This is a genomic window from Streptococcus mitis, assembly GCF_901542415.1.
Taxonomy (GTDB): domain Bacteria; phylum Bacillota; class Bacilli; order Lactobacillales; family Streptococcaceae; genus Streptococcus; species Streptococcus mitis_BL.
Window position 1 is genome coordinate 525971 of record NZ_CABEHV010000004.1, and the last position, 12919, is coordinate 538889.

Annotated in this window: 10 protein-coding genes and 2 pseudogenes; all 12 read left to right on the plus strand. The window is 34.6% G+C overall.

The window, feature by feature from the left end; translation table 11 throughout:
* Positions 1 to 303: 303 nt before the first annotated feature.
* Positions 304 to 633, plus strand: a pseudogene (locus FQT24_RS02905) (GIY-YIG nuclease family protein); the annotation flags it as partial.
* A 62-nt stretch (positions 634 to 695) separates the two neighbouring features.
* The gene (locus FQT24_RS02910; protein ID WP_143952103.1) at positions 696 to 860 is read left to right on the plus strand and encodes a DNA polymerase I; all 165 of its coding nucleotides are present in this window, start codon (positions 696 to 698) and stop codon (positions 858 to 860) included.
* 122 nt (positions 861 to 982) lie between these two features.
* The gene (locus FQT24_RS02915; RefSeq protein WP_143952104.1) at positions 983 to 5503 is read left to right on the plus strand and encodes a DUF3883 domain-containing protein; all 4521 of its coding nucleotides are present in this window, start codon (positions 983 to 985) and stop codon (positions 5501 to 5503) included.
* A 407-nt stretch (positions 5504 to 5910) separates the two neighbouring features.
* On the plus strand, positions 5911 to 6543 hold the full coding sequence (locus FQT24_RS02920) for an SAP domain-containing protein (protein WP_143952105.1): 633 nt from the start codon (positions 5911 to 5913) through the stop codon (positions 6541 to 6543).
* Positions 6544 to 6569: 26 nt separating this feature from the next.
* Positions 6570 to 7384: pseudogene (locus FQT24_RS02925) on the plus strand (ADP-ribosylglycohydrolase family protein).
* Between the two features lie 138 nt (positions 7385 to 7522).
* On the plus strand, positions 7523 to 8404 hold the full coding sequence (locus FQT24_RS02930; RefSeq protein WP_143952106.1) for a diacylglycerol/lipid kinase family protein: 882 nt from the start codon (positions 7523 to 7525) through the stop codon (positions 8402 to 8404).
* A gap of 63 nt (positions 8405 to 8467) precedes the next feature.
* Positions 8468 to 8953, plus strand: a complete 486-nt coding sequence (locus FQT24_RS02935; protein WP_143952107.1) for a phosphoribosylanthranilate isomerase — start codon at positions 8468 to 8470, stop codon at positions 8951 to 8953.
* 182 nt (positions 8954 to 9135) lie between these two features.
* A complete protein-coding gene (locus FQT24_RS02940) occupies positions 9136 to 10908 on the plus strand; it encodes a glycoside hydrolase family 13 protein (protein WP_143952108.1) in 1773 nt (590 codons plus the stop codon).
* Between the two features lie 88 nt (positions 10909 to 10996).
* Positions 10997 to 11308, plus strand: coding sequence for a hypothetical protein (locus FQT24_RS02945; RefSeq protein WP_000420556.1), 312 nt, complete (start codon positions 10997 to 10999; stop codon positions 11306 to 11308).
* A gap of 4 nt (positions 11309 to 11312) precedes the next feature.
* Complete coding sequence (locus tag FQT24_RS02950; protein WP_143952109.1) at positions 11313 to 12029, plus strand: alpha/beta fold hydrolase; 717 nt, start codon at positions 11313 to 11315, stop codon at positions 12027 to 12029.
* 187 nt (positions 12030 to 12216) lie between these two features.
* Positions 12217 to 12453, plus strand: a complete 237-nt coding sequence (locus FQT24_RS02955) for an AbrB family transcriptional regulator (protein ID WP_000260601.1) — start codon at positions 12217 to 12219, stop codon at positions 12451 to 12453.
* Positions 12450 to 12863, plus strand: a complete 414-nt coding sequence (locus FQT24_RS02960; RefSeq protein WP_143952110.1) for a type II toxin-antitoxin system death-on-curing family toxin — start codon at positions 12450 to 12452, stop codon at positions 12861 to 12863. The genes FQT24_RS02955 and FQT24_RS02960 overlap by 4 nt, the downstream gene beginning before the upstream one ends.
* Positions 12864 to 12919 lie beyond the last annotated feature (56 nt).

Genomic DNA, 12919 nt, shown 5'->3' on the forward strand with positions numbered 1-12919 from the left:
TACTAGCACCACATGTCGAGTGTGTAGATCTGCTCACTCGCGTTGAACGTTGATATAATAAGGTTTTGAGCAACTTAGGGTAATTCCTAGGTTGCTCTTTTTTAGTCTAAAATGACGATTTAGGGACTAACCGTAGACTTGATAGAAATGCTTTCAAGCCTTGAGTTGACAGGTTTTACACCGTAGAGTTGATAGCTTAGATGATTTTGATAACGGTTACGTGATATAATATATTATCGAACTTTCAAGGGAGACATGATCATGAAGCAGATTTTTATTTTTTAGGATACACAGAAAGATAATATTTCATATTTTGAACGTGAGCCTGCAATTTTGGTTTCGATGATTCGAAGTGACCTTCCATATTTGAAAGAACAGGATTTAGTAAATTATCCAGCTGTTTACGTTTTGATAGGTGGGAATAAACGATATGTTGGACAGGCTGCCGGACAATCAATCTCGCTTCGGCTATCGCAGCATTTCCTTAAAGAAGACAAAGCTTGGGTTGAATCTGTTTTGTTCTTTGCAAGAGTTGATGGCAAAATGTCAAAAGCAGATACTGATTATCTTGAAAGAAGACTTATCCAAGATTTCCAAGAAAAATCCGACTATGAAATGATGAACTTGCAAGCCAAATATTTTCACTAAGAGATGAACGAGATGCGATTGCAAAGGAAATAGCAGCGAATGCTAATTTGCAACAACGGGTTGATGAGATGGAAGTCTTTGTAAAAGAACACGATGTCATCACCGAGTATAGCGAAGTGCTTGTTCGAAGGTTGATTGAGAAGGTCACCACTTTTGAAAAGAACATTGTTGTTGATTTCAAAAGTGGGGTGAGAGTGACTGTAGAAATTTAATTTGAATAGATAGAACTAGAAGTTAATTTGGGTAGCCATATTAACGTCTTTATTGATTGGATTTCATAAAATGATTTATGATATAATATATTATGTAAAAAATAGGATGGAGGCGAGGTTCTGTGAGCAAATGGAATACGATTGATGAATTAAGGGATATTTTTATTCGTAAATATACGAATTCTGAGTTGAGTAATGAACTTGAAAAGGCCTGCAGCGAAGAATATGAATTGATGCGTGATTATAATGGACGTCAGATTTTAGAGTTATTACAGAATGTAGACGATGCCTATGGAGATATAAAATCAGAAAACGACTCCAGCAATGATGAAGTGAAAGTTCGGATAACCTATAAAAATAATATTTTGGAAGTTGGAAATACAGGTACGTCATTTTCAAAAGATACAATTGAAAGACTGTGCTTAGGAAGAGCAAGCAACAAATCTTCACAAAATATTGGAAATAAAGGGACTGGTTTCCGTTCTTTGCTAAACGATGCTGAGTGGGTTGAATTGTATTCGGGAGAATTTGCTATTCGATTTAGTGAAGAATTCACGAAACGTCTGTTTGAACAATATGTATCTAGAGAGTCAGACAAATTCAGTGAACTAATTTTTGAACAGCAGAAAAATTGGAAAAAAGAAGATTACGATCTATGTTTTCCGATAATGAACTGTCCTCAACCAATAAACAAAGTTGATTCTGATTTTGATACGTTAATCCGAGTAAAGCTAAAAGAAACTAATTTAAGTAAAGGCACGAGTGTCGCTAAACAACTTCAGCAACCATTTTATAAGTCTTTGTTATTTTTACCCAATATAACAAAAATAGTTATTGAGACATCTGATGATGAAAAAATATCAGAGAAAATTGTCGATGGGCATGACGTGCTGATAGAAAAAAGTGACGTTAACGGTCCATCGTCGTCAGAAGAATATTTTGTTTTTGACAAAGTATCTAGGTTAGGAGATAAAGTTGCTAAAATTGCAATAGCTATTTCAAAAGATTCTCACTACGATTACTCCAAAGAAAAACTATATTGCTACTTTCCAGTACGTAATTTTGATACACCAATTCATGCACTTATAAATGCACCGTTTATAACAAATAATTCACGTGACGATGTTCCGGATGATAGCGAACAAATAAATAAGAGAATATTTACTGAAGTGCTCGAATTTATTTCTGAAGTAGCGGAAAAATTATCTAAGCCTGAATATGAAGACATAGCTTTAAAAATGGTAACTCCTTTTTTGGATAATAAATTATGGGATTCAGATGTCTTTGATTTAAAGAATAAATATCTAGGTTTTTTATCTAATGCCCCAATACTACCAACTGTAAATTTGCAATATATTTCTATCAAGGAGAAACCAAAACTTTTCTTTCAGGAATTCCCTGATGAGCTAATAGGTGAAACATTTTCCACTTTATTGCAATTGTTAGAAACAAATGAAAATGTCAAATTGATACAAGAACTTGCTGATTATAATGGATACACTGAGTTATCATTTGAGACAGAAGAGCTAGCTGAGAAAATTAACTTACTATCGTCTACTTGGGGAAACGGAGTAAGAACAAAGGTGTTTTTGTGGTGGAGTGAGCATTATAAAAATGATCAAATTATTCCTAAACTGTTAAAAGATATTAGTGATAATTGGGTGATGAAATCAGACAGGGTATTCTTACCTACAGATACAGGTATTACTGTGCTTCCAAAAGAATTGTCTTCATGGGTAAGATTATCTATACTGAATCAAACATATGTTGATGAGTTAATTGACCAAATTAAGAAATCATCAAATTGGCAAAATAAGTGGGAAGAAACAGCTAATGTATATAAAGCTGAACGTACAGGAGATAAACGTATTCTAGATGCATTCAGTGAAAAATATCTTGCAATTGAATTCACTGAGCAAAGCAGTTCAGATTTGATTATAGGGACAATTAATCGCCAAATTGATACTGTTGAAAAATCTATCAGTTTCATTAATTGGTTTTATGATAAATACAATGAAAAACTATTAGCTGGAAGTGAGTTGTCTAAACTCCCATTTAATCTTCCAAACGTTGCTGGTGGCATTCAGCCCTCTAATAAAATCTATCTTGGAAAAGAGTATGGCAATGAACTAGGAGATAAGCTTTTTCAAGGTACAGATTACATGGCATTGAAAAAAATAGATTGCTCTAGTTTTGCTAGGGAAAGTGATTTTCTATCATTTATTCTTAGATGTGGAGTTTCAAAATATCCTAAGATTTATGATAATAATTTTTTGAAAAATGATAATGACTTTAAAACATTTATTGAAAACAAATATAAGAATGAAATAAAATATAAGAATACTAATTATTTAACGTCTAAGGACATCAGGAATTTTAAAGAATTAATAGGCAAATTAGACACAAAAGACATTGTCAATTGGCTTGATCAAGATGAAGAATTGACAGATTTATTATCTTCGGTAAAAAAAGAATCAAGTGCAAGTCAGCAATCAAACTGGAACGGATTTTACTTTTATTCAAATGAGTATGTGAAATACATTTTGAATAAAACACCATGGATTGAAATTGACGGAAAGAAATATAGTCCCAGACAAATTGTGCTATATGAAAAGCTTAAGGCACACGTTCCGGGAATGTATGGAGTTTCTGAACAAAGCTTAATAGAACTCCTAGGACAACGCATTGTTGAACAGTTGGATTTCAAAAAAAATATGGCGATGTTTTCTGATAATGAGATGAAATCTATATTAGTCGAATTACCAAAATTCGATAAAGGTGAAATTAGTCGTAGATTATATAATGAACTTATCAGAAATAAAAAGGGAATGAGACCTACTTATTCTACCGAAGGATTATCAGTCTTAGCCAAAGATGGATTATTTTATCCAAATAAAGAATTAAGGTATGCTGATAAGCGACTGCCTAAATCAATAGAGAAACAAATGCGTTTTATTTACGTTCCTGAAAAAGCTAGTACTACGACGATATTTGAATGGCTTGGGGTTGAACGTTTTAAAACAAATTTAAAATTGGAAGTATTTGATCTATTGGAGGATTATTCTGAGGATTTCAAAAAAGAGATTGATGATATTAAAACCGCGGTATTATCTACGATAGATGACAATAGTAAAAATGTTAGTTCATTAAAACGTATTGAGATTATTCCATGCAGCAAAATAACTGCTAAAGATGAGCAAGATGGTCAGTCAATCGTTTTGGAAGATTATTATTTTGTAGAAAGTGAAGAAACATTCTATTTAAAATTACCTGTTAATCATATTGAAATTAGTCAATTACGTTTAATTGATACATTTTCTTCAGCAATCGTGGACATATTCAAGCAGGTGTTAAATCTAAGCTTAGATTTGAATTTGATTGAATTATTAATTTCCCGAGATACGGAACATAAACAAAGAAAAATAACTGAAGAATTCGGTGTAGATAGGTGGAATGAATCGTTTGAGCTATTGTTTAGCGAAAATGCTTTAAGTAAAAAAGTTAATGAATTTTTGTTATTAAATGGACTAAACGAAGAGGAATATTCTGGTATTTTTGAAATTGACTATTCATATGCATTAAAAGAAGAAGAGTATCAATTGTTAGCGATAGCACTAGAAAGCATTTCAAAAGATATTGAGGACTTGAATGGATTGTCAGAATTGATTCATTTGGATATTCGTGAATTTTGGAAACTGAAATTAAGATCTTATCTAGATAAGAAAGCGGAATATTACCGCCAGAGTTTATTTAGGGATGCAAATAAGAATAATGATGAAAAACTTAAAGAAACATTCCTAGAAAAAATTGGTAGATACAATGATTATCAATTTGAGATTTCTGAAATTCCAAATTCTGTTCAAGTTGACATTGAGAAAGAAAGTGAGAAGAGATTTCCAGAGCTAAGTGTGTCAATTACTGATAAGATTGACATTGATGGCTTGTATGATAATAATGTCGAAGAGTTAGTCACGGAGGCAGGCATCACAAAAGATGATTTTGATTATTATATTAGAAGTCATCAAAAAGTTTCTTCCTTACTGTATTTTGGTATTCCGTCCAATTTAAGAGAAGATATACTGAAATTCATTACTAAAGAAAATGATGATGATTTGAATGGAGGGAAATCCGGCTTCTCTATTGGAGAAACATCAACTGTTAAAATCATTCTTGAACCATCGAATAGTGTTAGTAGGAAAGGTAAGAACACACGAAATGGAGAAAGAAGTAAACGAGATTATGATAATAGAAATTCCGCAAATGATGATGCTGGTGAAACAGCAGAACAAATTGCTTACGCTGAATTGACTCAGAATCAAGAACTTGATGTAATTTGGAATTCGAAATATTCTAGTAAATCTTCAGACCGTAACAAACAGCCGCCAAATGGAATTGTTTGTGATATGTGGGTTCAAGACCCAGAGAAAGGGAATATGTACTTTGAGGTAAAATCATCAATTACAGAATTTGAAATGTCGATTAGTGAATATAATTCTATGTTAAATCACCCGGACTCTTACGAGGTCATTTTAGTCAATCGTGATACAAAAGAAATAAGTCGTCATAAATTTGATGAACTTGATGGATTGAAACAGGTAAGTAGTTATATTTTCAAATTTAAGCAAAAGAGAAGTGACGGTTGAGTGATTTGTTCCCACAAACCTATTCAATCTATCAACTCAAAAATCATAAACAACCATTATTATAGTAGGAGGATACAAAGTGTACTCTCAACGCATGTTGAGGCCGTACCATTGCTTGTCCGAGCTGAGGCATCAGCGAAGTAGGTGAAATTGTAAAAACTTTCATCTTAAGTAATTTTCCAAACATTTGGAATATAAGGAGAGAAAAATGATTTTAGAAACGGAGAGATTGATTCTTCGCCCATGGGATAGGACTCGGAGAATGAGGAGGGGGACCGACGAAATGATACGGTAAGTCCGAACAGCTGAGTGAGGGATTGTGAGCTGGAGTCCTAAGTATTAAAACCGACAAATAGTGAAGTAGTCTTTGAGGTGAAAAAGTAAATTGGTTTTAAGGAGGTATTATATTGATAGAAAGCAGACCTGAGTTTGATAAAATCACATCCTTTGATGAGTTTAATAAATACTATTGGTATCGTGATGAACTTTCACAACTATGTAAATCATTAGGATTAGAATATAGAGGTACCAAACAAGAACTCAATCATATTATTGAGCAGTACTTTAAGGGTAATTTGATTAAAAAATCGTCAATAAAAAGGAAAAAGAAACGAGTAGAAGTCGTTACCTTAAATACGCCCTTACTTGAATGTGGATTCTCCTTTAATACACACTTTAGAGAATATTTCTCAACTTTAACAGATGTTTCGTCCTTTAAATTTACTGCTGATATGGCGACTGCTTGGAGAAAAGTAAAAAGAGAAAATGATTTGAGTTTTACAATCCAAGATATGCTAAAAGTCTATTATGGAAATTCAGACTATGCCAAGTATGATCATTCGGTTTGTCAATGGAATCAATTTTTAAAGGATTTCTGTGCAGACGAAAATAGCCGCAACTACTCAAACAAGTTAAAAATAGCTTCTATTCTTTGGAAAGAAGTTAGAAATTCAAAAGTTGAAAAAATTTATTCAAAGAATCTTTTGGCTGAATATGCTGATAAAATAAACGAGTATGGGGAAGTAGAAAAAACAGGCTAAACCAATATTTCACATGGAGGAATCTTATGCTAGGAGCAATAATTGGAGACATTGTCGGTTCTGTTTATGAATGGAACAATATCAAAACGAAGGACTTTCCTTTATTTCGGAAGGATTGCTTTTTTACAGATGACACGGTTATGATCTGTGCTGTTGCAGATGCGATTATGAATGGGGGACAAAAAGACGACTTCATTGATGCTATGAAGAAATATGGTAGAATGTATCCTGATGCTGATTATGGTGCTCGCTTTAATGCATGGCTAAACAGCGATAATCGTGAGCCTTATAATAGCTTTGGGAATGGTTCGGCTATGCGTGTTTCTCCATGGACTGTAGTTTTTATGCTAGAACCGGAATGTGGCCATCATCTAGAGAATTTGCGAGTCTTTCTGCAGAGGTAACTCATAATCATCCAGAAGGTATCAAAGGTGCAATGGCTACAGCTGATGCTATCTTTCTGTGTCGTTTTTACTTTCGTGGTTATTGTAGAGAATACGAGCAACCAATTAAGGACAATCCTTGGGAGTGTAAAAGACGGATTAAGGATTATATAGAGAAGGCATACGGCTATAATCTATCTCAAACTTTAGATGAAATCCGACCTAACTATCGTTTTAACGAAACATGTTAGGAAACTGTCCCTCAAGCCATTATCGCCTTTCTTGAGAGTACAGATTTCGAAGATGCGATAAGAAGTGCCATCTCACTTGGTGGCGACAGTGATACTCTTGCTGCAATCACTGGCAGCATAGCCGAGGCAGCTTACGGAATTCCTGATTGGATAAAGGATAAGGCCTATTCTTACTTGGATGAACCCTTAAAGGATGTAGTTATGTGATGGGAAAATAGAATAAAAGTGTATTAATCTCCAGTACGTCAAATTTCTCTTTTCTGTAATTTCATTGTATAATGGGAGTACATTTACTTGCATACGACGAAATGTAACTATTTCTAACGAATATTAAGGAGAACATTAATGAAAAAAGCAATGGTAATTATCAACCCTACTTCTGGTGGCGAGAAGGCTTTGGATTACAAAGAAAAGCTGGAGAATAAAGTAAAAGAATATTTTGAGCATGTAGAAACCAAAATTACCGAAAAAGCTCTGGATGCAACACATTTTGCTGAAGAGGCTTCACGTGAGCAGTACGATGCAGTAGTTGTTTTTGGTGGAGATGGGACTGTCAATGAAGTTATTTCGGGTATTGCTGAGAGGGACTACATTCCTAAGTTGGGTATTATCCCTGGTGGTACGGGTAACCTCATTACAAAACTGTTGGAAATCAATCAAGACATCGATGGAGCTATTGAGGAACTTGATTTTAACTTAACCAACAAGATTGATATCGGTAAAGCAAATGACAATTATTTTGGTTATATTTTTAGTATCGGTTCACTTCCTGAGGCGATTCACAATGTTGAAATCGAGGACAAGACAAAATTCGGTATTTTAGCCTATGCTGTAAATACTATGAAGTCTGTCATGACGGATCAGGTCTTTAATATTAAGGTTGAGACAGAAAATGGAAATTATGTTGGTGAAGCTAGCCATGTGTTGGTTCTCTTGACAAATTACTTCGCTGATAAGAAAATCTTTGAAGAAAATAAAGACGGCTATGCCAACATTTTGATTCTGAAAGATGCTTCTATATTCTCTAAATTATCCGTCATTCCTGATTTACTAAAAGGGGATGTTGTCGCAAATGATAATATCGAGTATATCAAAGCTCGTAATATTAAAATTTCTTCTGATAGTGAATTGGAGTCGGATGTTGATGGCGATAAATCGGATAATCTACCTGTAGAAATCAAAGTCCTAGCTCAGCGAGTAGAAGTATTTTCAAAACCGAAAGAGTAAAAGATAAAAATTAGTTTATTATTCACAACGAAATTAAGTTCTATATCAACGATTGGAGGAGGAATGAATTCTCTATTTGATGAATTTCGAACAATTTGTTATCATTTAAACCAAATCGGAATCACACCGACTCTCATGGGGTCCTTGGGTTTTGAATACCGTTCAAATGAGGAATGGAGGCCGTCTGACATTGACATTCATGTGCCTGGTGATCCTAGAGGTTGGGAAGCACCTGATCATCTCAGAATTTATGAGTGGGACAAGATAATGAAAGTGATGAAACACTTAGGCTACGCCTTAATAGATATTCATGAGCATGAATTCCAAAAAGATGGTCTGAGTGTTGAATTCGGAAGTATCGATTCTTTACCTGATTTTGCAGGAGTTTCGGAATCGGATATAGAGCTGATTCATCTCGAAAACATCACTTTTCGCGTTCCAAGTTTGGAACAGTTTTTAAGTATTTATAAGGCTTCTTCCCAAGATTCTTATCGAAATGAGCACAATAACAATAAGGATTTTAAAAAAATTGAGTGGATGGAAAGATAGTTGTAAATCATCATTTGAAAAGTAGCAAGTTGTAAGACTGGCTGCTTTTTTATTTATAGAACCAAACCACTAGAATCTACGGACAAGCCTTGAAAATAAAATACGAAAGTAGTATACTGGGATTACGATTATGAAAACGTTTGCGCAATAAGATAAATAAAAGTGAATTAGGAGACAGAACAGTGGAATTAACAGCCATTTACCACAGACCAGAGTCGGAGTTTGCCTATCTTTATAAGGATAAGAAGCTTCATATTCGGATTCGAACTAAGAAAGGGGACATTGAAAGCATCAACTTGCATTATGGTGACCCTTTTATCTTTATGGAGGAGTTTTATCAGGATACAAAAGAAATGTCCAAGGTAACTTCTGATGCCATCTTTGATTATTGGCAGGTTGAAGTGTCCGTTGACTTTGCACGTATCCAGTATCTCTTTGAAGTCACGGATACAGAAGGTCAAAGTATTTTGTATGGCGATAAAGGGTGTGTGGAAAATTCTCTAGAAAATCTTCATGCTATTGGGAATGGATTTAAGTTGCCTTATCTTCATGAGATTGATGCCTGCAAGGTTCCTGACTGGGTTTCAAATACGGTATGGTATCAGATATTTCCTGAGAGATTTGCTAATGGAAATGCTCGATTAAACCCAGAAGGGTCATTAGACTGGGATTCATCTATCACACCTCAGAGTGATGATTTCTTTGGTGGTGATTTACAGGGGATTATTGACCATCTGGATTACTTGCAAGACTTGGGCATTACTGGACTTTATCTTTGTCCGATTTTTGAATCTACGAGCAATCATAAGTACAATACGACAGATTACTTTGAAATTGACCGTCATTTTGGAGACAAGGAGACCTTTCGGGAGCTGGTTGAGCAAGCTCATCAGCGTGGCATGAAAATCATGTTGGATGCGGTATTTAACCATATTGGTTCGCAATCGCCTCAATGGCAAGATGTTGTAAAAAATGGTGAGGAATCTGCTTACAAAGATTGGTTTCATATTCAAGAATTCCCAGTGACTACTGAAAAGCTAGCTAATAAGAGAGACTTACCCTATCACGCTTTTGGTTTCGAGGACTATATGCCTAAGCTAAATACAGCCAATCCAGAGGTTAAGGGCTATCTTTTAAAGGTTGCGACTTATTGGATTGAAGAGTTTGATATTGATGCTTGGCGTTTGGATGTGGCTAATGAGATTGATCATCAGTTTTGGAAGGATTTTCGAAAGGCAGTTTTAGCTAAAAAGCCTGATCTTTATATTTTAGGAGAAGTCTGGCATACGGCTCAGCCTTGGCTAAATGGAGATGAGTTCCATGCGGTTATGAATTATCCTTTATCTGATAGTATCAAGGACTATTTCTTACGATGCGTTAAGAAGACTGACCAGTTCATCGATGAGATCAATGGCCAATCTATGTATTACAAACAACAGATTTCAGAGGTTATGTTTAATCTCTTGGATTCTCATGATACAGAACGAATCTTGTGGACTGCCAATGAGGATGTTCAATTGGTTAAATCAGCCTTAGCTTGTCTCTTTTTACAAAAAGGGACACCCTGCATCTATTACGGAACCGAGCTTTCCTTGACTGGCGGTCCAGACCCAGATTGTCGACGTTGTATGCCTTGGGAACGTGTATCAAGTGACAATGATATGCTGAATTTCATAAAGCAGCTGATTAATATTAGAAAACAAGCGTCAGCAACCATTCAGCATGGTAAGTATGATCTTCAAGAAATCAAACCAGATCTAGTAGCCTTGGAATGGAAATACGAAGGACAGGTTCTCAAAGCTATATTCAACCAATCGACAGAAGATTATCTTTTAGAGAAGGAAACCGTAGCACTAGCGAACAATTGCAAAGAATTGGAGAATCAGCTTGTGATTTATCCAAATGGGCTTGTGATTTTCATTAAAGAGCAATTAAGAGTAATAGGAAAGTTGTAGTATAGAGAACATTTTACAAACAGACTATTTGTCGTCTTGCTACAATTGGTATATAATTTAACTTAGAGAAAAAAGGAGGACTGATCGAATGGAATTAAAAGATTTTACAGAAAAAGAACAGGAAATGATTAAGAAGGGACTTACGACGTCTAAGATTAGTGACAAGGAAACTGCTGAGAAGATTCTTGCACTAGTACCACAAGACTTGATTAAGCGCATTCCGTTTTTTGTCAGAAAACATGCTACGACACGTACGATTAAACGCATTTCAATTGAACACCCTGAGCTCTACGCTGCAGCTCAAACAAGTGGTGAGATTCCAGAAAAAGAACGCGAAGAATTGCGTCAGATTATCACAACTATCTTTGAACAAAAGATGAATAAGCATAGTATTAAGTAATTGGATGAGAACATTTTTTATTGGCAGTTTGGGAAGCAATGTCTATCATAGCAAGGATTTTCTTCAAGAGCTAGATTCGCAGGTCTATTTTCTAAATCCATATGAAAAGCATCTTCGAGATGAAACAGAATTGAAATCATGGTTTAAAAATGAGATTGTAGAGGAAGAATCTATTTATCTGATAGGCCATTCTCTTGGAGGAGATTTGGCTCGTTATCTCGCATCGGAATTTCAAGAAGTGAAGAAACTGATTCTTTTGGATGGTGGCTATCTAGATTTAGATAAGATTTTACCTTTAGATACAGAGTTAGAGGAAGCTAAAAACTATATCGAATCTCAAGTCGTTTCAGACTTAGCTCTTCTTATTTCTAAAGAGAAATCTGAAGCAAAGTATTGGTCAGAAAATATGGAGGAAGCTGTAAGACAGTCTTATCACTGGAATGCGGAATATAATAGATATGAGTTAGCTATAAATTCTGAAAATATAGAAGCGATTCTTCGACTACGGCGGAAAATCCAAGCTTTTAAGAGAGAAGTGGGGGATACCTTGTTTATCAGTCCTCGCTATCCTAATGAAGCTATATGGAGAGAGGAAGCCCTAAAAGAATTGCCAGACTGTTTTGATACTATTTTTCTAAAAAACTTTAGTCATGAGCTTTATATTGAAGCGCCTAAAGAAATCGCTAGTATGATTAATGAGTGGCTCGCTTATTCTCAATGAGCTACTTGTATTGCTTGAATGGCAAAAGCTTCGAAATCTTTCAAAATAGTGGCATTAATAACTTTTCAGAACCATAATATTTATTTAATCTGATGAATATTGTGATAGATATTGTTACTGGAACGAATTATCCCGCCATTGTAATTACCGTAATGATTTGTTATAATATGACAAAGGAGGAAATCATATGGTAGTAAAAACAAGAAAACAAGGAAATTCAATCACCATTACGATTCCAAGTGAATTTAATATTCCAAGTGGTGTTAAATACGAAGCTAAATTGTTACCAAGTGGTGAGATTATCTTTACTCCTGAAGAATTGGATCAGCAGGTTTCTTATATATCTGATGATGCCTTTGACCTAAATTTAGATAAAATATTTGACGAGTACGACGATGTTTTCAAAGCTTTGGTGGAAAAATGACAATCTATCTAACAGAAAAGCAAATTGAAAAAATAAATGTTTTAGCAATTCAACGGTATTCTCCAAATGAGAAAATTCAAACAGTTAGTCCTTCGGCTTTAAACATGATTGTTAATTTACCAGAACAATTTGTCTTTGGGAAGCCTCTTTATCCAACAATTTTTGATAAAGCAACGATACTATTTGTCCAATTGATAAAGAAGCATGTTTTTGCCAATGCTAATAAACGAACTGCTTTCTTCGTTTTGGTGAAATTTCTACAGTTAAATCGATATCGTTTTTCTGTAACTGTTGAAGAAGCGGTAAATATGTGCGTAACTATCGCAGTAGAATCCTTAACAGATGAAAGGTTAATCACTTATGCCAAATGGGTCTCTGAACATTCGTCTATAATTAATGGAAAAAATTAAGCTCAACTATTCAATTCATGTAAGTATAAATAAAGAGACAATATTAGAAATCTGTA

Excerpts from the sequence above, each read along its gene's own strand:
- FQT24_RS02950 (WP_143952109.1), top strand. The coding sequence starts at position 11,313 with ATGAGAACATTTTTTATTGGCAGTTTGGGAAGCAATGTCTATCATAGC.
- FQT24_RS02960 (WP_143952110.1), top strand. The coding sequence starts at position 12,450 with ATGACAATCTATCTAACAGAAAAGCAAATTGAAAAAATAAATGTTTTA.
- FQT24_RS02935 (WP_143952107.1), top strand. The coding sequence starts at position 8,468 with ATGAATTCTCTATTTGATGAATTTCGAACAATTTGTTATCATTTAAAC.
- FQT24_RS02930 (WP_143952106.1), top strand. The coding sequence starts at position 7,523 with ATGAAAAAAGCAATGGTAATTATCAACCCTACTTCTGGTGGCGAGAAG.
- FQT24_RS02955 (WP_000260601.1), top strand. The coding sequence starts at position 12,217 with ATGGTAGTAAAAACAAGAAAACAAGGAAATTCAATCACCATTACGATT.
- FQT24_RS02945 (WP_000420556.1), top strand. The coding sequence starts at position 10,997 with ATGGAATTAAAAGATTTTACAGAAAAAGAACAGGAAATGATTAAGAAG.